Here is a 24822-nt window from a genome sequence, read left to right on the forward strand (position 1 = left end):
ACCAGGTACGTCGGCTTCTTGGCCGAACGGTTGACGCTGAGCTTCCAGACGGAGACCTTGTAGGACTTCATGCCGCGCCCTCCGCCCGGTCCCTCAGCCACGCGTCGAGCGCCGTCCGGCGGATGCGGAGCTCTCCGTTCGGCAGGCGGATGCACGGCGGGGCGGTCCGCAGTTCGCGCCAGCGGTAGAAGGTGCGGCGGGAGACGCCGCCGAGTTCTCTGAGCACCTGGGCGACGGTCAGCAGTTCGTCACGTGCCATGGCCGCCACCGCCTTCCCGGACGGATGCGGCGATCAGGGCCGCTTCCGGGCTGTAGCCCCGGCCGGCGTACCGCCAGTGGCCGACCGTGACCGCGGCCCGGTCGGCCAGGCCGAGCGCGGTGAGCTGCTGCTGTGCACGGTGTTCGGCCCGCGCGGTGCGCAGGGCGGTCAGTGTGGTCGAGTAGCGGCGGGATTTGGTGACGAAGTGGCTGCCGTAGCCGAGCATGTGCGCCCAGCGCCGAAGTCCCAGCGGCTCGAAGGGAGCCAGGCCGCCGAGCCACCAGCAGGTACCGATCATGCGAAGCGTGTGCGCCCGCACCGGCAGCAGCGCCAGATCGGAGGCGCGACGTATCCGGCCGTCCACCGCCCCGGCCGCTTCCGCGCCCTTGGCCGCGCACTGCCGGTACAGCGAGGCACCCAGCCGCGCATCCGCCCGCGTGAATGGCTCGGCACCGCGACCGGCTCGAAGCCAGCCAACGAGGTGCCAGTCCCGGGTAGCGCCCGTCCGGCGGAGGTCATTCCTGCCCCGGTGGATGGCCGGTTCCCTGCGGGACTGCGATGTCCTGAGCGCCCGCGGCTGGACCACCGCAACCGGCGATGGGCACGTGGCGGTGGACCACGGACTCGCGGTCCTGCGGGCGGTCGGTGGCCCTGCGCTCCAACAGCGGCAAGCCTTCGCAGACGCGAGTCACAGCGCGGCCAGCATCCCTCGGGTCGTTTCACGCGGGCGGTTCCAGCGGGGCGGATGCCGCCTGCTCGAGATGATGGACTCGCAACTGCATACGTCTCCGGAACCGCCCGTGGACCCCCGCCCAGCGCGCGGCACCCAGAAGGAGCAGGACACAGCGCACCAGGGCAACCGCAGAGCAGTGAGACGTATGTAAACTGCGTCAAGACACAAGTCAAGCGATCGATGTGATCACATCAGTACCGTGAGTGAAACTGAGCGAGTCGCGATCATGAAGGGGAACTGTGTCCAGATCCACAGAGTCGCCCATGATCTCCGTGACCCTCGCTGAGATTGCCAGGATCGCCGGCGTGGGGCGGGCTGCCGTCAGCAACTGGCGCCGCCGGTACGCGAACTTCCCGCCACCTGTCGGTGGTACCGACACAAGTCCGCAGTTCGCGCTGGAACACGTCGAGGAGTGGCTCCGCCGGGAGAACAAGCTGAAGACAGCCGTAAACCCGCTCGATCGGCTGTGGCCGGAGTACGAATCCCTGGGGGACCGGGACCTTACAGGTGCTTTGGTCGCCCGTGTCGGCCTGGCGCTGAGCGGGTCGGCGGCTCTCGCCATCACCGATGACCTGCCTGTACTGGACCACCATGCGACGGAGTTGCTCGATCGCAGCCTGCGACTGGCCGAATCCGAAGGGGGAGCACGTACCTTCGATCTGCTGCTCGACCGTTGGTTGAGGACCCACGTCCGGCAGGTGGCCGTGACCCCGCAGCCGCTGGCGGAACTGATGGTCACGGTGGCCATGGCGGTTTCCAGTGCCGCCCCTCCCATCGTGCAGGATCCGGCGTGTGGAACGGGAGCACTGCTGCTCGCCGCGGGACGCCGACTGCGCGATGCGGGGCACCGATTCGAGCTGTGGGGGCAGGACGACGATCCGGTGCTGGTGGCGCTCTCCGCGGCCCGCCTGGCCATGCAGGGGCTCACCGAGAACGGTCCTGGCAGTGCTGTCCTCACCACGGGGGACACGCTGCGGGCTCCCGCGCGCCATGGAACGGCGGTCGACATGGTGATCTGCAATCCCCCGTCCAATGAACGGGACTGGGGCCATGCCGAGCTGGCCACCGACGCCCGGTGGGTCTACGGTCAGCCGCCGCGAACCGAGCCGGAACTGGCCTGGGTGCAGCATGCGGTCTCGGCATTGGCCCCGGGGGGTGTCGCCGTCCTGGTCCTGCCGCCCGCGGTCGCGGCTCGCCGTGCCGGGCGCCGGATCCGCGCCGCCCTGGTGCGTGCTGGGGTGCTGCAGGCCCTGATCGCCCTGCCTCCCGGTGCCGCCCCGCCTTACGGGGTCGGCCTGCACATCTGGGTGCTGCGGCCGGAGGGAGCTCCAGCCCCGGCCGACGATCCGTCCCCCGGGGTGACCCTGGTGGACGCCACGCACGCATATCCGGCCGCCGAGGGCGGCGAGATCGACTGGGCGTCCGTCACACAACAGGCAGTGAACGCTGTCCTCGGCAAAGTCCCGCAAGGGTGTGTCTCCTTGCCGGCGGTCGAGCTGCTGGATGATCTGGTGGACCTCACCCCGGCCCGGCACATTCCCAGCAGCACCACCGCAACCCTTGTCGACCTGCGGCGCTCCTGGGGGCGTTTCGACAGGCACATGCAGAGTCTGCAGGATGCCGCGGGCGCCTTGTCGGCACTGGCCCCCTCAGATGATGCCGACCCCACGCGCCTCATCACCGTCGCGGAACTCGAGCAGGCCGGGGCGCTGGACATACTGAGCGGACAGACCCTTCCCGAAGCGGTGGTACGGCGGGGGCAGCGGCGGACCGGGGATGCCCTTGTTCTGACCGGTCCGCCGCTGCCCGGAGGTCCGGATCTCTGGCTGCCGGCCACGGTGATCGAGCAGGGGGTGCGGGACGGGACGCTGACCGTCACTGCCTCGCAGGACATCATTGTCTCCACGCTGGCCCGCTCCTTCGATGTCTGGGTGGAATCCGAGGCGCCCACCGTGCTCGGCCCTCAGCTACTGGCGCTGCGGGTCAACCCGGAGGTTCTTGATCCGTGGTTTCTTTCCGGGTGCCTTCGGGCTCCGGCCAATGTCCGTCGTGCCGGCACCCATGCATCAACCACCTCGCGCATTGATGTGCGGAGGTTGCGGGTTCCCAGGTTCTCGCTGGAGGAGCAGCGGCGGTACGGCGAGATCCAGCGCATGCTGTGCGCGTTCGAGCGTGATCTTCTCGGCCTTCAGATGGCCGGAAGTGAGCTCGGCCGGTCCCTCGGAGACCTCCTCGCCGCAGGCCGCATGGCGCGTGACTGAGAGTCAAGTGGGGGAGTGAGAACCGCAGCCGCCGAGAACTACGGGGCCGGCAACCGCGCGACAAGGGGAGCGACATCACTGTGATATCCCCATTCACTCAACTCCAGAGCGATCTCCCGGGAACGCTCTGCCAGTCGCTGCGGCACCGGGTCCAGTGAGAGCAATGCATGCGTGGCCTCGCGCCAGCCGTCCAGGGCACCGCGAAGATCCTCCGCGGGCACCCGGCACTCCGCGATGCCGAGTGCCGCTTCCAGCATCATGGGCCGCAGCTCGCTCGATTCCCGGCGTCTGAGATTTGCGACAACCTCTTCGTACAGGCATTGCGCCCGGTCCGTGTCACCGTCGAGACGTTCGGCGTCCGCGCAGAGCAACTGCGCTTCCACGACGATGCGGTCGAAGGGACCCCACTCCCCTGCTGCCTTGGCCGTGAGGCGGGAAAGCTCCGCGCATCGCCCACCGGGCCCTTCTGCCAGAAGTTCGGCACGGGCAGCCCGGATCCGCTCATGGAATAGCGCACGGTTGAGCCAGGCACCGTGTCGGCGGGCGGGCCGGCGCGCCCCGCGATGTGGGGCAAGGGCCCGCATGCGACCGGAGTTCCGCTTCTCCCCGCTCCGGTACCGGACGGTGGGGTCCGGTACGAGCTCCGGATCGGGGGGCGGGTCGCCGGGCTTCGGCAGATAGGCGTGCAGTACGTCGAGGGCTTCCTGCACGGACCCCGGTCGGTCGGCCGGGGCCTTGGCCAGCAGCCGGTCCACGAGGTCGTCAACATCCTGAGGAATGCCGAGGTTGACGGACTGCAGACGCGGGGGAGGGTCTTCCAGATGCTGGATGTCCTTGTTGCGGTCAAGCTTGTCCTCGAACGGCTTCTCGCCGGTCAGAAGCTCGAACAGTACGCAGCCGAACGCGTAGAGGTCTACCGCCGCCGTCAGGTCCTCTCGGCCGCGGATCTGTTCGGGTGCCATGTACCCGGCGCTTCCCGGGGTGGCCCCGAGACGGGTGTAGCGCGTCGCGTCGGGATCGGTGAGGTGGGCGATGCCAAAGTCCAGGAGCTTCACCGCCCCGTCGCCGTGGGCGATCACGACGTTGCCGGGCTTCAGGTCGCGATGCACCACGCCCTTGTGGTGGGCGTAGTGGAGGGCCTCGGCTATCGGGACGGCGATCGCCATCGCCGCGCCGAAGGGGAACGGTCGGTAGCTGGCCAAGAACTGACGGAGACTGTGACCGCCGACGTACTCCATGACAAGGTAGGGATTGTCACCCAGCCAGCCTCGATGCAGGAGCCGGGGGATCGCGGGGTGATCGAGCTCCGCCAGAATCACTCCCTCGCGCTGAAAGCGCTTCAGCAGCTCTTCCCGTTCGGCAGGGCTGAACCGTCCCTGGGCATAAGCGTCGCGACGGAGCGTCTTGACCGCGACCGTCTGCCCCGACTCGACTTCGGTCGCCGTCCAGATGGCGCCCATCCCGCCCTGGTCGAGCGCCTCCTCGACCAAGAAGCGGCCGTCGAGGAGTTCCCCGGTGTCCAAACCGACCGACCCCCAGCTCACGTTGGTCTGTTGACGCCATACCTTAGCGCGCTCACGAGTCACTCAAGATGCGTGTCTTGACTGAGTACACAAAAGACGCTTTCCTGTTGCCGTAGCCGCTGCCGCTCTCCTCACCGTGAGGCCCCTGTATCGTGACGCTCCGTCTCCCGCCGCCGGGCACCAATGGCGATATCTGGCTGATCCGCACCTCTCTGCCGCTGCTGCGCGAAGACCCACAGGACTGTCCGCGCGGCAATGCCTTCCGGGCGAGGCCGCTCGTCGAGCAGAACCCCCCGCGCAACCGCCGCAAGCCCGTCGAGGACTTCGCCCTGGCGCCCGTGATGGACACCCTGGACGCCATCGAATTCGAGCGGACCGATGTCGCGACCGCGGTGACGGCACTGCTCCGCAGCCGCAAGTACCACCCCGCGCATGCGGACTGGGCCGCGGGGGCGGTTCGGTCGTACCTGGCGGCCCGCCAGGCTGCCGAGACCGAGCGCCGGATGCGGGGGCGTGCCGGTACCCGGCCGGTGCGCGCGCAGTGGACCGACATCCGGGAGTGCAAAACTCCCGATGCCCGGGGTGCCACCCGGTATGAGCGCACGGCCTGGGGAAGGCGGTACGCATCAGCCGACGGCAGGGAGCGCGAGCTGTGGCTGCTGTCCGTGAACTCGGTCAAGGAAGACCGTCCGCCGGCAGAAATAGCCGAGGCCGCCGCTGTCACAGCGACCGGAACTCCGACGCAGGCAGCCTTTCGGGACCTTCACCGCCCGGCACCAGGCCCCGCCCGCAGGCCGGACCGGGTCCGCGTGGTCGGCATCGGATGCGGAAGCGGCGAGCACCGGGTGCTGGCCGACTGGGACACCGCGCAGGCTCTGCGTCGGTTCGAAGAACTTGCCAAGCCGGTGCTCGGCCGGGTGGTGGCGGCCGAGGGTCTCAACCCCGGGTCCGGCTGCACCCGCTGTGAGGCGCTGGCGGGCTGTGAGCTGCCTCGTCGCGCGCCCGGTGTGCTCGGCGTGTCCGGCCCGCGCCGCCCGCGCAAGCGCCGTTCCGTGTCCGCTACCGACCTGCGGACTCACGCCCGCTGCCCGGCGCTCTTCCACCTCACGCGAGTCCTCCATCTCGCCTCGGACAGGCCCGAGAGCGAGCCCATTCGCCGGGGGCGCGCCGTCGACCAGTGGCTGAACGAGCGACATGGAGTCGGCGGCTGCCGGGGCGTACCGCTTCCTGACACTCTGCCCGGTCTGTCCGCCTCCGAGCTGCCGGCAGCGCTCGCCATGCTCGGCCGGCACCGCACGGTCTGCCCCCTGGACGGCCTGCCGGCCGGAGAGCGGGTGCGGGTGCAGCCCCGTCTGACCGCGTACGACCCGGAGCTGGACGTGGTACTGATCGCCGACCCGGATCTCCTCTACACCCGGTCCGGCGGGTGGATCTGGCGCGAAACCAAGACGGCCACCCGGAGCCCATGGGAGGGCCGGGGTCTGCTGGAGTCCTATCCCCAGCTCGCGTTCGCGGTCCTGCTGATGGCGGCCGGCGTGCCCGGTGGTGATCTGCGCCGCTCCCTGATCGAGCTGGAGGTGCTCTATCCGGACGGAGCACGCTGCGAAGAGATCGACCCCGGAGAACCGCAGACCCAGCAGGAGGCCCGCCGGATCGTGGCCGGACTGGCCGGTCCTTGGGCGGTCGACGAGACCTACCCCGCGAAGGCCGGTGACCACTGTGCCGGCTGCGAGATGCTCGCGCACTGCGAGACCGGCCGTTCGCAGGTGGAGGCGCGGTGAGCCTCGCCTCCTCCGCCGCCACCGCACGAGGAGTGGCGGCGCCCTCCCCGGAGTGGTCCGCCCATGCCGGTGTCCCGCTCATGCGTACGCTGGCCTCAGCCCTGACCGCCCTGGACGCCGTCACAGGACTGGACGCCTTCACGCTCCCGTACCCGGCGGAGGTCCAGCGCGCCCTTGACCGCACGGTGCTGGCCTGCCTGGAGCGGGGGGCCGACCCTCCGGCGAGCCTCCCCGAGCTCCTGGCATGGTGCCGGGAGCGGCCGGTGACGGACTGGCCGGTGGACCTGCCACCCGACGTGGCAGGCCCGGACGACCTTCTTCTCGACCCGGAATCCTCGCGCCCCACGGAGCTGTGCCACGAGTGGGCGGAGCAGTCCGGCGACAGCGCCTCGGTGTTCCGGGACCGCGAGATCATCCGGGCCGCACTCCGTCTGTGCCGCGAGTACGGAGAGGAGGATGCGTACACGGAATTCCGCAGACTTCTCGTGACGCGGCCCGTGCTCACCGCCGCCGAAGACTTCGCGGTCTCCATGGACCATGTGCTCGATCCGGTGAAGGAACTGCTGGCCCGCATCTACCGGCCGGTTCCGGACAGCTATCTGCGCGGTGACACCTACGCCACGTGCGGACGCTGCCTCACCCTGCTCGTCCCGCTGGGGCACGGTGACTGGTGGTGCGAACGGGACCGGTGCCGCCGCCGGGGGGCACCCCCGGTGGGACGGCGCATCACCAGGGAGGAGGCCGGTGAACTCCTCCAGCTGGAAAGGCCCCTGCGGCAGTTTGTGACCGGCCCGGGGCGCGCGGAAGTGGACCTGGAGAGACGGCTCACGGCCCTCGGGCTGACGGTGCGGATGTGGCCTGCCTTTGACGCCTACGACATTCATGTCACCTTCCCGGACGGACACGTGTGGGCGGTGGACGTGAAGGACTGGGCACATCCGGCATTCCTGGGCCGGGCGGCGCGCCCCGTGCCGCAGCAGCCGCCCTACGACGAGGCATTCTGGGTGGTTCCCCGGGATCGGGTCGATGACCGCCCCGACTACATCGCCGCGTACGAGCGGAACCGTCCAGCCTCGGCCGGAGGGCTGCGGCTGCTCACCGACACCGAGCTGATCGACCGGGCCCGGCGGCTGCTCGGCCCGGGCACGGCCGCACCGGACGAGGAGAAAGGGGAGGACGGCGATGCGTGACCGAAGCAGCTGGCACCGGCCGGTCAGCCGGGAACTCTCCCGGCTCTGGGGCGAGGTGCCTCCCGCGCTGTCCGGGGTGAAGCCCGCCCTGCTGTGCCAGGTGGAGCTGGCACTCCGGCTGCTGGAGCGGATAGCCCCGGACGAACCGGCCCGTGGCGCGTACACCCTGTTCGGCGGATTCCCCTTCGCGCAGGCACGCGGATTCGCGGCGACCACCGAGCACACCACCATGCTGCAAGCGGGCCGCCACCTGCTGTGGCATCTGCGCCGACGCCGTGCCTGGCAGCAGTCGCTGGAGACCTATCTCGCCCTGCCTGCCCGACTGCGGGCCTATGAGGTGGCCTCGGAGGAGTCCCCCGCCCGCCGTCACGAGCCGGCCGTGGCGTCCGAACGGTTCGCGGTATACGACGCGGCGCTGTCCGCGCTCCCACCGCTCGACCGTAAACCACTGCCCCTGGCCCCCGCCGGACGCGCCACCTTCATCGACCGGCGACGGCCGGTCTCGGTCACCCTTCCGGAGGAGCTGCTGCCCGACCCGGTGGCCGGACACGCACCGGAGACGGGCAGCACCGGCAACGGCGAGCCGCTCGTCATCAGCCGCGCGGCACTCCTTGCAACGGCCCGCTGGATGGACGCCACGGAGCGGGAGAACGACGTGGAGCTGCCGGGGCACTGGGAGCAGCGCCTGGGCGAGCAGCACATCATGCCCCGCGATGCCGACGGGCTCGGTTTCTCCGGCGAGGGTGAACTGAGGCTGGACGGGCTGCTGCATCTGGCGGGCATGGTCGGTGCCGGCAAGTCGACCCTGATGACCCTGCTCGCGGTGTGGGGCGCCCGCCGCAGTCCGGCACTGCGCACCACGCTGGTGGTGGGCGATGTGGCCGAACAGCTCCGCCTGACCGGCCTGCTGCGCAACCTCGGCGTGGCCGCCACCCCCGTACTGGGGCTCACCACCCGGGAGACCCATGTGCAGCGGCTGCACCGCAGGCTCGCCGCCCGTGGCCTGACCAGCATCCTGGACCACGACGCGCCCGGCTTCGACGATCTCAGCACGGTCTGCGTGGTGGACGCGCTGCGGGGCACCGAGGCGGACCGGCCGCTGCGGTTCGCCGACGCCCCCTGCACCTCGCTGTATCCGGAGCGGAAGCGAAACGGCGGCCGGGAGGACGCGGGACCGGCCTCGGCCGCTTTGCCCGAACCGTACCACCCCGGGAGGCAGACCGAACCGGAACCCGAGCCGGAGTCGGCCGAGCTCAGGGGAACCTCGCACGGCTGCCCCCTGTGGTACGTCTGCCCACGCCACCGCACGGCCCGGGAACTGGTCGACGCCGCAGTCTGGGTGGCCAACCCCGCGAGTCTCGTGCAGTCCGCGGTCCCCCGCCACCTGGGCGACGAACGGCTGCGTCATCTTGAACTGGCATGTCTGCGCAGCGACATCATCGTTGTCGACGAGGCCGACTCGGTGCAGATGAAGCTGGACGAGATGTTCGCCCCCTCGGCGACGCTGGTTCTGCCCGGACCGGCCAGCGAGTCCTGGCTGGACCGGGTGCAGACCCAGCGGATCGAGGAACTGTGCAAGCAGGGGCGCCTGCCGCTCACGGACCAGGAGATCGAGCGCTGGTCCGCTGCGCTCACCGTGGTGCACGGGGCCACCGACCGGCTGTACCGGATGCTGATCTCGGACGAGGACCTGCAGTCGTGGGCAGACATCGAGTACTTCAGCCCGTGGACCCTCCAGGAGAAACTCCTCGGTGCATGGTTCGCCCCGGATGCGGTTCCAGGCGCTCCCGACGGCGTGCCCGACGAGTCCGAACTGTATGAGGCATATGAGGACGACATTCCGGAACCGGAGTCCCCCGGGCCGGAGACCGATGCCCGGCGGGCCGAACTGACCTCCTGCTTCGACGACTTCCGCGATGACCCGCTGGGCGGACGCGGCCCCTACGGGAACGCCACCGACGAGCTCGTCCGGCTGGCCCAGGACCTGCTCACCACGCTCGTCCCGGGGGATTCCCGGGCCCGGGTGCTCGCCGCACTGCGACGGCTGCTGACCGATACCCCGGTTGCCGGCCGGGCCGAGGACGAACGGTGGCTCGACCTGACGGCCCGGCAGTTGGAGTTCATGCTGCTGCTGAGCGTGCTGCACCACCGCCTGGACCGGCTGGTCTTCCTGTGGCCGCAAGTGGAGGCGGCTCTCCACCTGGAGCCAAGCGGCAACGAGCTGTCCCGCCGGCCGCCTCTGGACTACGCGCCGCTGATCCCGGAGGCGCCGATGGGGAACGTGCTGGGATTCCAGTACCTCCCGGACGACCGGGAGCGGGACGAGGACGGCCGCCGCAGCGGCACCCTACGCTTCTTCCGCTGCGCCGGCATCGGCCGGGAGCTGCTTCTCGGGCTACACGAGGTGGGGGCCGACCCCGGTCGGGGCCGCAAGGGGCCGCATGTCGTGCTGATGTCCGGCACGAGCTGGGCGGGCACCTCCACCCGGGCCCATGTGGTGGCACCGGTGGGCGCAGTCCTCACACCCTCACGGCGGTCGCTGGCAGCGGTGAGCGAGTCCGTTTTCACCACCCACTTCCTCTACGACGACGAGGGCAGACCACTGAGCCTGTCGGGAACCGAGCCGAAGGCCCGGCCCGCCGCGGCCCGGGCCCTGGTCAGCAGGCTCGGTTCCCCGGGCCGGGGCGGCGCCCCCAGCCCGCTGGAACAGGAACTGTCCAGGATCGCCGACAGCCGCCGGCGCCGCGCGATCCTGCTGGTCGGCAGCTACAAGGAAGCGGGGATCGCCGCCGATGTCCTCCACGCCATGGAACGGTGGCACGGGCGCGTCCGGGTACTGGCCGCCGACGACGCGGATCTGGACCAAGCGGTGAGCGGGGCCCGCTCGCTCGGAACGCCACCGGACAGGGCCACGGCGCTGCGCCGGGGGGACCTGGCCTCCTTCGCCGAGGACCCCACGGCCGAAGTGCTGGTCGCCCCGCTGATGGCCGTGGAACGGGGACACAACATCCTCAATGCCCAGCGCAACGCGGCCTTCGGCACCGCGCTGTTCCTGGCCCGGCCCCATCCGAGACCCGACGACCTGGCCCTGGCCGTGTTCGCGATCAACGACTGGGCGACCCGCTTCGTCCGCGACGAACCCGGACTGGACCAACGCACCTTCGGCAAGCTGGTACGGAACGCCGGCGACCTTGACGCCGCCGGGCTGGCCTTCCGGCACCTGGCGCGCGGCGAGTGGCGGCGGCTGCTCTCCCGTCGCTACATCTACTCCCGGCTGTCGGACCACGAGAAGCGCTCCTTCACCTGGGACCAGCTCGTGACCATCTGGCAGGTGATCGGCCGACTGGTGCGCGGCGGCGTGCCGGCCCGGGTGGTGTTCGTCGACGCCCGGTTCGCACCGCGCACGGCCAAGCTGCTGTCACCCGGCGCCGCGGCTCGTGAACTCCCGCAGGAGGACGGCCTGCTGTCCGGATTGCGGGACGTCCTCGCCCCCTACTTCACCTCACCACCCCGGCTGACCGACTGCCCCGACCCGGCCGACCCCGCGGTCGCCCGGCTGCTGTACGCGCCGCTGTTCAAGGCGCTGTCCGGCATCACCCACCACACCTCCTGATCCCCGCCCGACCGCTCGTACCCTCGGAGCACCTCACCATGGCACCTCGTTACGACTCAATCCGGACCGCCTGCTGGCTGCCGGTCTCCCGGGAGGCCACGGCCACCGGGCAGTACCGGGTCCTGGCCTTCCCGGAGGAGTGGCACGGACCCCTGCTCGCGCTGTGCAACGCGGGCCGGCACAAGCCACTGGAGACCATCCCCACCTTCCGCATGGACCAGGTCGTCCAGGCACTGGCCCCCGATGTGCTGGTCCGCCCGCGCCCGCGCCACGGGGAGCAACCCGACTTCTGGCTGTACGCCCTCGCCGACGCACCCGATCCGCTGCCCCCGGCAGCACTCGACGGGCTCCTTTCCGCCTGGCTGAGGGACCTGCGCCCCGAGCCCGAACACCGCTCCCTGCTGGCCGAGACCCGGGCGGCTTTGCTGGCGAATCCGCCGCGGTGGCAGGAGGGCGTGACGGTGGAACTGCTGTGGTGCCCGACCACGGACGACGGCGGCACGGCGGCACCCGAACCCCGCCAGTTCCAGTTGACCACGGACTGGCTGGCCCGGCGCATCCTGGAGTTGGAGCCGTACGACTTCGGCGCGGGCAGCCTCCGGTTCCGGGCCATGCCGCGCGGCCCCCGGGACAGGGGAGCGGAGCTGGTCTCGCAGGCCCTGGAGTTCGAGGGGAGCCGGGGCACCGGATGGTTTTCCGTCGTCCTCAACATCACGCTCCAGACGGTGCCCTTCGATCCGCTGCCCCGGTTCCACCTGCACACCCACATCCGACGCTACGCGACCCGGGTCGCCGCCACCTCTGGCCGGCTGTACCTGCCGCACGGGCGCCGCACCACCGTGCTGCTGCGCCCGCGGGTGCCCTGGCTGCCGGGCGCTCCGGCGAGCGACCGGTTCGCGGTGGCCCGGCTGGCCTGGAGCCGGGGCGGCCACGACTGGGTCGGGGGCGGCCCGGCCGGGATGCTGCGTGGCATGTCGCTGTCCGAGTCCTTCCCCGACGCGGACTCCGTCCTCACGGCACCGGCCGAGTGGCTCGCGGACGGCATGCGGGCGGCGGTGGTTCACAGCACGGCGATGGGCTCGCACGAGGTGGGCCACGGCCTGATGCCGGAGCAGCGCTCCCGGATCGTCGAGTGGGCCGAGCAGGCCCTGCCCGAACAACTGCGCCCGGCGCCGTCCCTGGTACACACCCGGCTGGCCCGGAGCACGCCGGGCAATCCCCGCCGTGAACCCACCAAGGCTCCAGAGAAGGCGGCGGAGGAGCGGCGGCGGGCCGAGGCGCGCCGGAAGGGCACGGCCTTCGCCCTGCGCGGCATGCTTCCGGAGCTGCCGCCGGACGAACTGCCCGGCCTGGAGGTCAGGCTGTACTGGCAGACTCCCGAGATGCGGGACACTGCGGTGGCCGCACTCATCGAGCACTTGGATCTGAAGGGTGACGGCGGGGCACCCGACACCGAGTCCGCCTACGACGGAACCGTGGTGCTGGAGTGGCCGACTCCGGAGCTGACCCTCCGGCTGCGGTGCCGCAGGCTGACCCGCTCCCTGGGCGGCGACCTGCCCCTTCCCGAGGGAACCCGGCACTCGCGCGAGCCGATCACAGCGGCGATCGGCGCCCGCCGCCGTGAGATGTCGGCCTTCACCGCCGAGGACGGCACCCCGCCCGTGCCCACCGTCGCCCTGGTGGAGATCGACCGGGCGAAGGACTTCAGCTCCGCCGCTCATGACGCCAAGTTCGCGCTGCGGCTCGGCTGCGCGGACGCCGGTGTCCTGACACAGTTCGTGACCGTGCCGAAGAAGGCCAAGGGCGGCTACAACAGCGAGAAGAACAAGGAGTTCCGCGCGGCAAAGGCGTGGGAGGACGGGCTGCGTCAGCTCGGGGTGCGCATCCATCCCGAGCACTCTCTGGGGGCACGTCTGCCGACCGGGCTGCGGTACGCCGCCGTGTGGATGGTCCGCAAGAACAGCCGCAGCCGCACCCGCTGGGCCGGCCATGTGCCGGTCGCGGTGCTGGTGACGCCGGAACCCTCGGGCGACGGGCTGGCACGGGTGGAGGGCTGGGACGACGAGACCTGCGCCTGGGTGCCGTACCCCGTGATGCTGCTGGCGCTGACCAAACGAGCCGAGGTGCCACGGGACTCCTCCCCCGCCCCCGCCCTCCCCGATCAGCGCACCGGCGACGCCTCCGCTCCGGCCGAGCGGCCGTCCTGGCGGGCCGACATGGCGGAGCAGCGGCGCCGGACCGAGGAGTGGCTCCAGCGGATGCGCCGGACGCTGCGGGGCACGCCCACGCTGCTGCTGGCGCACGGCCAGAACATGCGGTCGCACTGGACCTGGCTGCAGGACGGCAAGGTGGTGGCCGACAAGTTCCGGGACGGGCACGCGCCGGCCCGCAGGCTCGACCCGGACCTGCGTCTGGTGCGCGTGCGCACGGCGCTCAACCGGGAGACGGCACAGTGGTGGGGGCTCAACCCGGCCGGCCCCAACGGATTCGCCGCTCATCTGTGGACGGACCCGACGGCCGACGACGGACAGGCCCGGGTGTTCTGGTCCACCACCCCCAAGGCCCGCACGTTCAAGCTCTCAGTGGCGGCGGACAAGCTGGCTCCCCGGGTGAACACCAAGGGGAAGCTGACCGTGGACACCGACGAAGCGGCGTGGAACCCGGGCCTGGTGGAGCTGGCCGTCCTCGGCTGCCACCGTGATGACGGTGATCTTCCGGAGGCGCTGGCGCTGGCGGTGCACCAGCTCCGTCAGCCACCGGACCTCCCGGACGCCCTCGCCCTGCCGCTTCTGCTGCACCTGGCCGGGCTCGCCCAGGAATACGTGCTGCCGACCCGCACCGAAGCCGAGGAGGAGTCGGCAACCACTGCCGACCCGGCCGCCGACATCGACCCGGCCGCCTCGGCAGCCCCGGGCCTTGCCGTCGAACCGGAACCGGACGACGCGGACGACGCGGACGGTTTGGAGGGCACGGAGGCACCGGACCACCAGGCACTTACCAACGGGAAGTTCGCCCAGCGGTAGGCCGGGACACGCGTCGAACGGCCAGACGCCGACATCCATGCCGACCGGGCGGCGCCGATGCCGCCACCCGTCGGCTCTGGAAAAGACGCACGGCCGCGCCGCGGACACCGGGAGCCCGGTCAACTGATCGGTCGCCATCGCAGCGCGGGGAAGAATGGCCCCATGGATGTCGATCGCGAGGCCGCCACACACCTGCTCATTATCAGTGCCCGCAAGCCGCTTGCCTGGGTGCTGGAGAATCAGCGGATGGCCTTCCCCTCCGGCCGGCGACGCCGTGCGGCCGGGCCGGCTCAGGGCGACGAGGTTCTGCTGTACACCACCCGTGGCTGCTTCGGAAATCCCACTCGGGACCTCGGTCGGGTCATGGGGCTGGCCACGGTGACCAGCGAGGTGCGCCCCCTGGACGAGCCCGTGCTGTTCGGGGAGCGCCGGTTCGCCGAAGGATGCACACTGCACATCGACGGCCTGGCGCCGTTGCGGAAAGGTGTCATACTCCGGGACCTGGTGGACCGTCTCAAGGTGTTCCCCAAGCCGGACCACTGGAGCGTCTACCTGCGCCGGGCGTCGCTGCGCCTGCCGGGCTCCGACGCCGCCCTCGTGAAGCGGGAACTGCGCCCCCTGCTGAAGCCCTACGGGGCGGTAGTGGCACAGTACGCCGTTCCGGCCTGAGCCATACCTCTGGGGAGCCGTCCTGCCGTCTCTGTGCCGGGACTCGGTCCGAGGTCGGCCAAGTGGCCTAGGATCGTCAGTCGTCACTCGCGCAGGGTGAGGACACGCGGATCTTCGGGTCGGGAGGCCGCAGGATGTCTCGGGGAGAGCGCATCGCCGGTCGGTATGAACTGCGCGTGCCGATCGGGCGCGGGACGATGGGCGAAGTGTGGGAGGGCGTCGATCTGCGTCTGGAACGGCCGGTCGCGGTCAAGTTCATCCGTCCGGAACTGCTCGACACCGAGGACGAACGGCGCCGCGTCATCAGGCGTTTCCGGCGCGAGGCCGCGGCCCTGGCCGGGGTCGACCATCCGCACGTCGCCACCGTGCACGATGCCGGTGAGTGGGGGATGTCGCAGTATCTGGTGATGCAGCTCGTCCCGGGCATGGCGACCCTGGCGGATGTCGTGGCGGAGACGGAGAGCGGCGCGCTCACGGTGCAGGAAGCCGCCGCCGGGGGCGCGCAGATCGCCGCCGGGCTGTCGGCGGTGCACGCGGCGGGCCTGGTGCACCGGGACCTCAAGCCGCAGAACATCATGGCGGCGCCCGATGGCGCGCTCAAGATCATTGATTTCGGGCTGGTGGCCGTGGGGAGCGGCACCATGCCGACCCGGCTGACCGCCGACGGGGAGGTCATCGGCGCACCGGACTACCGGGCGCCGGAGCAGGAGGGCGGCCCCCGGTCCCAAGCCGGCCACCGGGCCGATCTGTACTCGCTGGGCTGCCTGCTCTACTTCATGTTCACCGGGAAGCCCCCGTTCGCGGCTGCCACACCGGCACTTACGGTGCTGGCCCACCGGGGCAGCATTCCCAGGGCTCTGTCCGCGCTGCGCCGCGACGTCCCGGTGGAGATCGAGGACCTGGCGTTGCGGCTGCTGGCGAAAGATCCCGGGGAACGCCCGGCGGACGCGGCCTCGGTGTACTGCCTCCTGGCGCGCCACGTGCCGACGGCGGGGTCCGGCAGGCTGCTCCTTCCGTCTCCGGGCGCGGGGTCGGGCGCGGGCGTGGAGCGCGCGGGGAACATGGACCTCACACGGCCGTTCCGCTTCCCGGCCGCCCCTCGGACGGCCACTGCCATGGCCGACGGCGCAGTGCGGGAGATCCGGTGAGCGACCAGGTGGCCGCGGGTGAGCTGGTGGACGGCCGGTATGAGCTGACGGAGTTGCTCGGCCGGGGCGGCATGGGCGAGGTGTGGGCGGCGTACGACCAGCGGCTCGACCGGTCCGTGGCCGTGAAGTTACTGACCCCGCCGACGGAGGTGCCGGGCAGGCCTCGACGGCTCGACCCCCAGGACCCGGCCGTTGTGCGCTTCACCCGGGAAGCCCGGCTGATGGCACGGCTGGAACATCCCTGCGTGCCCGTCATCCACGACGCGGGAACCCACCGGGAGACCCGGCTCTATCTCGTCATGCAGCGGGTGTACGGGCACACCCTGGAGGAGCTGGTGACCCGGCGCGGGCCCTTCCCCGTCGAATGGGCCGCCAGGGTCGGTGCTCAGATCTGCTCCGTGCTGGCCGAAGCGCATGGACGCGGCTTCGTGCACCGGGACCTGACTCCCCGGAACGTGATGCTCACCGCGGACGGCACCGTGCGAGTCCTGGACTTCGGCATCGCCGTCGCGCTGCATCCGCCCGACGGGGCACGGCTGACCGGTCCGGGCACGGTGGCAGGGACCCCCGGCTTCGTCTCGCCCGAGCAGTCCAAAGGACAGCCGGCCACCCCGCTGAGCGACCTGTACGCGTTGGGCTGCGTGCTGTACGAAATCCTCGGCGGTCGCCCGCCGTTCACCGCCGAGGATGCCGTGGTGATGGCGGTCCGGCATCTGACGGACGATCCGGCGCCGCTGTCCCGGCTGCGCCGCGACGTGCCTCCCGCACTGTGCGATCTGGTCTCGCGCCTGCTCACGAAGCAGCCCGAGGGCCGCCCGGCGAGTGCGGTCGAGGTACAACGCTTGCTCACTTCGTGGGCGGAGCCTGCGGTTCCGAAACTCGCCTCCGCACAGGCCCCTGCGCTGCTCGGAGAGCCGGTGCCGCGCGGCACCGGTCCTGCGGACAGCGGACCGGCGCACGATGAAGCCGCTCCTGACGTGCGGCCTCTCCCTCCGGTGTCCGCCGCAGCACCTCCCGGCTCTCCGGACGCGCGCGAACGCGCCCACGATCTGGCGCGGCAGGGCCGGCTGACCCAGGCGCTCGAGCTGCTGGACAAGGACCTTGACGCGGTACTTCCCCGCTTCGCCGCCGACCATCCGGAGGTGGTCGCGCGCAGACTGGTGATACTGCGACTCCGTTTCGAGGCACAGGAGTTGCAGGCGGCCCGCCACGGCTGCCTCGAACTGGCAGGCGTCCTTGCGCGGACCCGTCCCATGCCCGATGCCGATCTCGCCGCCTGCCGGGTCATCGCGGCCCGCTGTCTCGGCCGACTGGGGCACAACTCCGCGGCACTCCGGGAACTCCGGGAGGCACTCAACCTCCAGCGCCAGGTGCTTCCTCCCCTGCATCCGGAGGTATTGGAGACCCGCAGGGAGATCGCCACCCTGCTGGCGGGCTCGGGATCGGCTGCCGAGGCCCTGACGGAACTGCGTTCCCTGGCGGCGGACCAGCGAACCGCGCTGCCCGCCGACCACCCGGCCCACACCGCGGCGGAGAACCTGATCAGCCGCCTGAGCAGGCTGACCCGCGGATCCGCTCCTTCTAACTGACCGGGCGACAGTCTGACGCCTCCTCAATGTGCCGGAATCTTCCGTGAACTGAGTCAATGTAGGCATTCGATGACTAATATGAATGCCACACCGGTAGGCACCGCTGTCTCGCCGATCATTGAGGACTTTGCATGCCCGGTACCGCCCGCACTCCCGAAGTCTCCGCCGTTGCCGCTCCGCCCGAGGAGAACGACCTCGTCCAGATACGCGGGCAGAACTGGGTGGTGTCCGGTGTCGCCGCCGCCCCGGCGGGCGGGACCACCGTGGTGCATCTTCAGTCCGTCGCCGACGGCCGCTACGGCGACACCCTGTCGGTCATATGGGAGGTCGAACCGGGCCGCCGTGTTCTGCCCGCCGGCTCGCTCCCCGATGCCTCCGCCGGGGCGTTCGACCCGCCCGAGCATCTCTCCGCGTTTCTGGACGCCGTCCGCTGGTCCGCCGTCGCCTCCGCCGACGTCAAGACCCTCCAGGCCCCCTTCCGCTCCGGCGTCGCCGTGGAGCCGTACCAGCTCGAACCGGTCGCCCGCGCCGTCGGCGCTCCCCGCGTCAATCTGCTGCTGGCCGACGACGTGGGCCTCGGCAAGACCGTGGAGGCCGGGCTGGTCGCCGAGGAACTGCGGCTGCGCGGCCGGGCCCACCGCATCATGGTCATCTGCCCGGCCGGGCTCACCCTCAAGTGGCGCGACGAGATGGCCGACAAGTTCGGTGTCGAGTTCACCGTGGTCGACTCCGCCTGCTGCGCCCGCCTGCGCCGCACGCACGGCAGCGCCGCCAATCCGTTCCGGGTGTACCCGACCACCATCGTCAGCCTGCCCTGGCTGCGCACCCCGAAGGCGCAGCGGCTCATCGACGAGGTGCTGCCGCCCGGCGGGTCCACGGAACTGCCCGGACGCCCCGGACGCCGCACCTTCGACCTGCTCATCCTGGACGAGGCACACCATGTCGCCCCCAGCGCGCCCAAACAGGTCTACGCCGTCGACTCTCAGCAGACCAGGCTGATCCGGCGCCTTGTCCCCCACTTCGAGCACCGGCTGTTCCTCTCCGCCACCCCGCACAACGGCTACCAGGAGTCCTACACCGCTCTGCTCGAACTCATCGACAACCAGCGCTTCTTCCGGGGCGTCGAGCCCGACCGGGCCGCGCTCGCCGACACCGTCGTGCGCCGTCTGAAGAGCACGGTGACCAACGAGGACGGCAGCCCTCGTTTCCACGCCCGCGAGTCCAAGGCGCTGCCCGTCGAGTACCCGGAAAGCGAACGCGAGGTCCACGCCCTCCTCACCCGCTATGCCGAGCTGCGCAGGAAGCGGGTCAGGCCGGAGCGGCGCGGCGGCCGGAAAGCCGTCGACCTGGTGACCCTGCTGCTGAAGAAGCGGCTGTTCTCCTCCCCCGCCGCCTTCGCGCACACCGTCGCCGTCCACCTCGACGCGGTGCGCGGCAAGGCCCGGCCCGGTTCCGGCGGCGCGCGCCGGGACGACCCGGCACCGGTTGAGACCCCGCTGTGGCTCGCGGAGTACGAGGAGTACACGGCCGATCTCGATGACGAGGAGCTGTCCGAGGCCGAGGACGACGCCATCACCCGCGCCGCCACCGTCACCCCGGAAGCCTCCGGCGAAGAGGCCGAACTGCTGGAGAGGATGGCCCGGTGGGGCCAGGCCCACCAGGCGTCCCCCGACGCCAAGGCCAAGCAGCTCATCAGCACCCTCCGGGCCACCTGCCTTCCCGGCAGAGAGTGGACGAACGAGCGGGTCGTCGTGTTCACCGAGTACCGCGACACCCAGGACTGGCTGCTCACCCTGCTCCAGCAGGAGGGCCTCGCCCAGGACGGCCGCGTCCTCACCCTGCACGGCGGCAAGAACGCCGAGGAGCGCGAGCAGATCCGGCTCGCCTTCCAGGAACCGGCCCACAGCCCCGAGGGCAAGGTCCGCATCCTCCTCGCCACGGACGCCGCGAGCGAGGGCATCGACCTCCAGGACCACTGCCGGTACCTGATCAACTACGACATCCCGTTCAACCCCAACAAGCTGGAACAGCGCATCGGGCGCATCGACCGCTACGGACAGCGCCACCGTCCGCAGATCATGCACTTCGTGGGGGCCTCCTGGGACAAGGCCCGGACCGATGTGTACGAGGCGGACCTGGAGTTCCTCGCCCGCATCGCGCGCAAGGTCGCACAGATGGAAGAGGACCTCGGCGAGGTCAACGCCGTGCTCGCCGAAAAGGTCCAGCTCCGGATGACCGGCCAGATCGGCGACTACGACATCGAGCACGCCAGAACGAAGAAGCTCAAGGGCCGGCCCACCGGCGGCAAGGTCGACGCCGAGCAGAACGTCACCGAGCAGGTGCGGCGGCTGAGCGCGCAGCTGACGCAGACCACCGACGAACTCGGCCTCACCCCGGACCGGGTGGCCCGCGTCGTGAACACCGCCCTGACCCTGGCCCGGCAGCAGCCCCTGGTGCCCTGCCTCGACGAGAACCCGAGGTCGGAGGACGACTTCCGGGAAGGTCTGTTCGCCGTGCCCCCGCTGACCGGCTCCTGGGAGCGCGCCACCCGCGGCCTGCCCGACCGGATCCGCCCCGAAGTGCTGCGCCCGGTGACCTTCGACCCCAAGGCGGCAGCGGGCCGCCCCGACATCGTGCTCACCCACCTCAACCACCCGCTGGTCGCCATGTCGACACAACTGCTGCGCGCGGCGGTGTGGAACGCGGACAGCGTCGACCTGCGCCGTGTCACCGCCGTCGTCAGTGACGATCCGGCCCTGGAGACGACGTTCGTCGGCGCGTACGCGCGGTTTGTGCTGGTCGGCACGGACGGGCAGCGCCTGCACGAGGAAATCCTGCACGCGGGCGGCTGGCTGGGCGAGAACGGCTGGCAGCGCCGGCTGCGCGGCGTGGAAGCGGTCGGCTCCATCCTGGACCGCGCCCTCACCCGGGGCCGCCCGGCGAAGGACCGCATGATCCACCGGCTCCGGCAGAGCTGGCCCAAGACGTACGAGGGCCTCACCCAGTCCATCGAGGCGCGCGGTAAGGAGCGGAAGGCATCCCTGATGGACCGGCTCGCCGAGCGCCGGGCCGATGAAGAGAAGCGCATCAACGTCACCCTCGACCGTCTGGAGCGCACGCTGCGGACCCGCCTCGGCGAAACCTCCCCGGCCGACGGCCCGGCCTCCCCGGCGGCGGGCATGACGGACACGCTCTTCGGCCTGGACGACCTGAAAGACCCGGACGAGCGCCGCCAGCTCACCGAGGACCGCAAACGCTGGCGGGCCCGGCTGGACGGCCTGGAGGACGAGCGCAAGCGGGAACTCGCAGCGATCGCCGCCCGCTACCGCGACCCGCAGGACCACCTCTTCCCCGTCGCCGTCGTCTTCGTCATCCCCGCCAAGGAGGCGTACTGATGAGCCCCGCGCGCCCCGCCACCCGCCGCTCCGGGGGCCGCCGCCCGTCGGCAGCCGCCCTCCGCGCCGCCAAGGCGTCCGACGGCAAGCAGCAGCACCTCGACTGGCTCAACCTCGTCGAGGTGTCCGGCCCGTTCCTCACCCTGCCGGTCCTGCTGCGCACCTGGCCTCAGCTGGAGGGCATCCCGCCGGAGCGCCGCGCCGACATCCGCCTGCACCACGGCATCTGGCAGGACGACCGCAAGGGCGCCGGGCGCCTGGACTGGATCGGCTTCCTGCTGCGCACCCTGCTGGAGTGGGACGACTCCCTGCACCTGCGGGAAGGTGCAGGGCAGACGGCCGACAGCGGCGAAAGCCTCGCCGAGGACGACGCCCTGCTGGACAGGTTCTCGGTCAGCCCGGCCGGGACCGACGTCACCGTGCGCCCCGACTTCGCCCTCGTCCGCCCCGGCACCGACCCGGCCGCCGAGCCGGAACCGAAGGCCGCCGCCCGGAACGTACCGATCCTCGGCCTGCTGCTGCCGCCCGAGACCGTGCCGACGCGCCGCATCCGGGGCGACGCCTGGTCGGCGAGCGGGGTCGACCGGATCGCCCATGTACTGCGCCACCATGGCATCGAGCTGGGCCTGGTCACCGACGGCCGCTGGTGGTCCCTGGTCTGGGCGCCGCCCGGCGGCGTCACCACCAGCGCCACCTTCGACACCATGGCCTGGAACGAGGCGGCCGACCTGGTGGCCGTCCGCGCCTGGGTCTCGCTGCTGCGGCGGGGCCGCTTCTTCGGGCGGCCGGACGACGAACTCCTGCCGGCCCTGCTGCGGGAAAGCGTGGACGGCCAGGAGGACGTCACCGAGGCCCTCGGCATCCAGGTCCGGCAGGCCGTCGAACTACTGGTGGACTCCATCAGCCGCGCCGAGGCCCGCATGGTCAAACGCGGCGGCCAGGGACTGACCGGAGTCCCGGCGGGTGAGGTCTACCGGGGCGCCGTCGCCGTGATGATGCGCGTCGTGTTCCTCCTCTTCGCCGAGGAGCGCGGCCTGCTGCCGGCGGACAACGAACTGTACGCGGAAGCGTACTCGGCCGGGCGGCTGTACGAGATGCTGGACGAGCGGCGGCGCGCGGAGGGCGAGGACGCCCTGGACCAGACCACGGCCGGGTGGCACCGGCTGGTCGCCCTCTTCCACGCGGTGCACGGCGGAGTGAACCACCCGCTGCTCAAGCTCCCCGCCTACGACGGCTCCCTCTTCGACCCCAGCCGCTTCCACTGGCTGGAGGCCGTCCCGGAAGGCGCCGACGGAACCAACGGCGATACCACGGGAACCGCCGACAACCGCACCCCGCTCCTCCCCATCGACGACCGCACGGTGCTGCACGTCCTCGAAGCGGTGCAGTTCGTCGTCGTCAACAAGGAGCGGCGCAAGCTGACCTTCCGCGCCCTGGACGTGGAACAGATCGGCTACGTCTACGAGGGCCTGCTCTCCTACGACGGCAAGCGCGCCCAGGACACCGTCCTCGGCCTCATCGGCAAGCCCGGCCTGGAACACGAGGTGAGCCTCACCGAACTGGAAACGCTCGCCGCGCCCTTCGGCGTCGGCGCCCAGTCCCCTCCCGGCCGCAAGCCGGACCTGCCCGGCCTCGCCAAGAAGCTCCACGAACGCTTCAAAGACCCCAGGCCGCCGGCCACGGCAACGAAGATGGCGAAACTGCTGATCCTCAGCGATGAGCAGACCCACGCCAAGGCCCGGCACCGCCTCCGCGCGGCATGCGACGGCGATTTCGCGCTGGCCGAACGCATCCTCCCCTTCCACGGCCTGCTGCGGGAGGACCTGCGCGGCCTGCCGGTGGTGATCCCCGAGGACGCCCTCTACGTCACCGAGTCCCGCCTCCGCAAGAACTCCGGCACCCACTACACCCCGCGCGCCCTGGCCCAGCAGGTCGCCGAAGGCGCACTCGAACCGCTCGTCTACCGCCCCGGCCCGCTCCAGACGGCCGACGACAAGCAATGGAAGCTCATCGGCTCCGAGGAAGTCCTCAAGCTCAAGATCGCAGACATCGCCATGGGCTCGGCAGCCTTCCTGGTCGCCGCCTGCCGCTACCTCGCGGACAAGCTGATCGACGCCCGGGTCGAGGAGAAGGACGAGGCCGCCCTCGCCTTCCGCGGCAGCCACCGCGACCAGTCCGGCGCCGCCACCGCCGCCGACGCGGAGAGCGACCCGGTCATGATCGCCGCCCGCCGCGAGATCATCGAGCACTGCCTGTACGGGGTCGACATCAATCCCATGGCCGTGGAGATGGCCAAGCTCTCCCTCTGGCTGATCTCCATGGACCCCGAACGCCCCTTCACTTTCCTCGACGACCGCCTGGTGGCAGGAGACTCCCTGCTGGGCGTGGCCAACCTGGACCAGATCAAGAGCGTCCATCTCGATCCCAAGGCCGGCCGAAAGTTGCACGAAGGGAAGCTCGAGCAGATCTGGACGGAGGATGCAGGCGGTCTGGTCACAGCCGCCGTGGGTGATCGCGACGAGATCGCGAAGACGCGCAGCAACACGATCGCCGACCTGGAGAAGAAGCGGCGCCTGCTCGCCTCCGTCAACGAACACCTGCAACGGCTGCGCCTGATCGGTGACCTCACGACAGGAGCCGGCCTGGCATCCGCAGGTGCCGGGGACTCGCTGCAAACCGCCCACTACATGAAGGCCGCGCAGCACGCGGGCATCGCCGCTTCGGCGTCCGTTCGCGACTCCGATCCGGAGATTCACGAGGCGCGGCAGCAAGCTCTGGAGTGGCTGAGCAAGGACCTGCCCGACGACGGGTTCGTCCGCCTCCCCGTTCACTGGCCCCTCGTCTTCCCCGAGGTCTTCGATGCCAAGCAGGGAGGCTTCGACGCGATCATCGGCAACCCGCCCTTCCTCGGAGGCCAAAAGCTGACGGGAGCCCTGGGGCACGCGTACCGCGAGTACCTGGTGCTGGGGCTGGGACGTGGACAGCGTGGTAGCGCAGACCTCGTCGCCTACTTCGAACTCCGAGCCCATCAGTTGCTCAGCAAGCGCGGCCAGACGGGCCTCATCGCGACCAACACCCTCGCCCAGGGCGATACTCGGGAGGTCGGCCTCGACCAACTGCTCGCCGACGGCATCGAGATACGCCGAGCAGTGAAGAGCGCCCGCTGGCCCTCCAAGTCCGCCGCCCTGGAGTACTGCGCCGTCTGGACCACCAGGCCCGACATGGCCCCCGACGCCGTCCGTGTACTGGACGATGTCACCGTCCGAGGCATCACCCCGTCCCTCGATCCGAAGTCCCGGGTGTCGGGTAAGCCGTACCGACTGGTAGCCGGCTTTGCATCGGGTGGGCCCGAAGGTTGGGTAGACGAGAGACCCAAAGCGTTTATCGGCTCGTATGTGCTGGGCAAGGGGTTCATCCTCTCGCCCGATCAGGTCCGGGGTCTGATCGAGCGCGACCCCCGCAACAAGGACGTCCTCTTCCCCTACCTGAACGGTGAGGACCTCAACTCCCGGCCGGACTGCTCGGCGAGCAGGTGGGTGATCAACTTCCACGACTGGAGCGAGGAACGCGCCCGAAGTTACCCCGAAGTTTTCGCCATAGTCGAACGACTCGTCAAGCCCGAACGACTCAAGAACAAC

Annotated in this window: 12 protein-coding genes and 1 pseudogene; 10 read left to right on the plus strand and 3 right to left on the minus strand. The window is 70.8% G+C overall.

The window, feature by feature from the left end:
• Positions 1 to 67 precede the first annotated feature (67 nt).
• A complete protein-coding gene (locus BM242_RS26980; protein WP_093841597.1) occupies positions 68 to 259 on the minus strand; it encodes a helix-turn-helix transcriptional regulator in 192 nt (63 codons plus the stop codon).
• A pseudogene (locus BM242_RS26985) lies at positions 249 to 653 on the minus strand (replication initiator); the annotation flags it as partial. The pseudogene BM242_RS26985 and the gene BM242_RS26980, both read right to left, overlap by 11 nt.
• A 602-nt stretch (positions 654 to 1255) precedes the next feature.
• On the opposite strand from BM242_RS26985, the gene BM242_RS26990 reads away from it, so the two are divergent.
• Positions 1256 to 3253, plus strand: coding sequence for an N-6 DNA methylase (locus BM242_RS26990; protein ID WP_093841573.1), 1998 nt, complete (start codon positions 1256 to 1258; stop codon positions 3251 to 3253).
• A 38-nt stretch (positions 3254 to 3291) separates the two neighbouring features.
• On the opposite strand, the gene BM242_RS26995 is transcribed toward BM242_RS26990, so the two are convergent.
• The gene (locus BM242_RS26995) at positions 3292 to 4839 is read right to left on the minus strand and encodes a serine/threonine-protein kinase (protein WP_139238466.1); all 1548 of its coding nucleotides are present in this window, start codon (positions 4837 to 4839) and stop codon (positions 3292 to 3294) included.
• Positions 4840 to 4928: 89 nt separating this feature from the next.
• Between BM242_RS26995 and BM242_RS27000 the strand changes: the two genes are divergently transcribed.
• The 9 genes from BM242_RS27000 to BM242_RS29720 form a co-directional block, all read left to right on the plus strand.
• Positions 4929 to 6557 carry a PD-(D/E)XK nuclease family protein gene (locus BM242_RS27000; protein WP_093841575.1) on the plus strand — a complete coding sequence of 543 codons (1629 nt, stop codon included), beginning with the start codon at positions 4929 to 4931 and terminating at the stop codon, positions 6555 to 6557.
• Positions 6554 to 7747 (plus strand): pPIWI_RE_Y domain-containing protein, encoded by a 1194-nt coding sequence (locus BM242_RS27005; RefSeq protein WP_107365190.1) that lies wholly within the window; start codon positions 6554 to 6556, stop codon positions 7745 to 7747. The genes BM242_RS27000 and BM242_RS27005 overlap by 4 nt, the downstream gene beginning before the upstream one ends.
• Complete coding sequence (locus BM242_RS27010) at positions 7740 to 11360, plus strand: pPIWI_RE_Z domain-containing protein (protein ID WP_093841576.1); 3621 nt, start codon at positions 7740 to 7742, stop codon at positions 11358 to 11360. The genes BM242_RS27005 and BM242_RS27010 overlap by 8 nt, the downstream gene beginning before the upstream one ends.
• A gap of 38 nt (positions 11361 to 11398) precedes the next feature.
• On the plus strand, positions 11399 to 14383 hold the full coding sequence (locus BM242_RS27015; protein ID WP_093841577.1) for a pPIWI_RE module domain-containing protein: 2985 nt from the start codon (positions 11399 to 11401) through the stop codon (positions 14381 to 14383).
• A gap of 162 nt (positions 14384 to 14545) precedes the next feature.
• Positions 14546 to 15052, plus strand: coding sequence for a hypothetical protein (locus tag BM242_RS27020; protein WP_093841578.1), 507 nt, complete (start codon positions 14546 to 14548; stop codon positions 15050 to 15052).
• 176 nt (positions 15053 to 15228) lie between these two features.
• The gene (locus BM242_RS27025) at positions 15229 to 16200 is read left to right on the plus strand and encodes a serine/threonine-protein kinase (protein WP_175541602.1); all 972 of its coding nucleotides are present in this window, start codon (positions 15229 to 15231) and stop codon (positions 16198 to 16200) included.
• A complete protein-coding gene (locus BM242_RS27030) occupies positions 16197 to 17789 on the plus strand; it encodes a serine/threonine-protein kinase (protein ID WP_093841580.1) in 1593 nt (530 codons plus the stop codon). The genes BM242_RS27025 and BM242_RS27030 overlap by 4 nt, the downstream gene beginning before the upstream one ends.
• A gap of 131 nt (positions 17790 to 17920) precedes the next feature.
• On the plus strand, positions 17921 to 21184 hold the full coding sequence (drmD, locus tag BM242_RS27035) for a DISARM system SNF2-like helicase DrmD (RefSeq protein WP_093841581.1): 3264 nt from the start codon (positions 17921 to 17923) through the stop codon (positions 21182 to 21184).
• A partial coding sequence (locus tag BM242_RS29720) for an Eco57I restriction-modification methylase domain-containing protein (protein ID WP_093841582.1) occupies positions 21184 to 24822 on the plus strand: 3639 nt, incomplete at its 3' end. The genes drmD and BM242_RS29720, both read left to right, overlap by 1 nt.

The organism is Streptomyces aidingensis (genome assembly GCF_900112355.1).
Taxonomy (GTDB): domain Bacteria; phylum Actinomycetota; class Actinomycetes; order Streptomycetales; family Streptomycetaceae; genus Streptomyces; species Streptomyces aidingensis.

Excerpts from the sequence above, each read along its gene's own strand:
- BM242_RS26980 (WP_093841597.1), bottom strand. The coding sequence starts at position 259 with ATGGCACGTGACGAACTGCTGACCGTCGCCCAGGTGCTCAGAGAACTC.
- BM242_RS26990 (WP_093841573.1), top strand. The coding sequence starts at position 1,256 with ATGATCTCCGTGACCCTCGCTGAGATTGCCAGGATCGCCGGCGTGGGG.
- BM242_RS27010 (WP_093841576.1), top strand. The coding sequence starts at position 7,740 with ATGCGTGACCGAAGCAGCTGGCACCGGCCGGTCAGCCGGGAACTCTCC.
- BM242_RS27015 (WP_093841577.1), top strand. The coding sequence starts at position 11,399 with ATGGCACCTCGTTACGACTCAATCCGGACCGCCTGCTGGCTGCCGGTC.
- BM242_RS27020 (WP_093841578.1), top strand. The coding sequence starts at position 14,546 with ATGGATGTCGATCGCGAGGCCGCCACACACCTGCTCATTATCAGTGCC.
- drmD (WP_093841581.1), top strand. The coding sequence starts at position 17,921 with ATGCCCGGTACCGCCCGCACTCCCGAAGTCTCCGCCGTTGCCGCTCCG.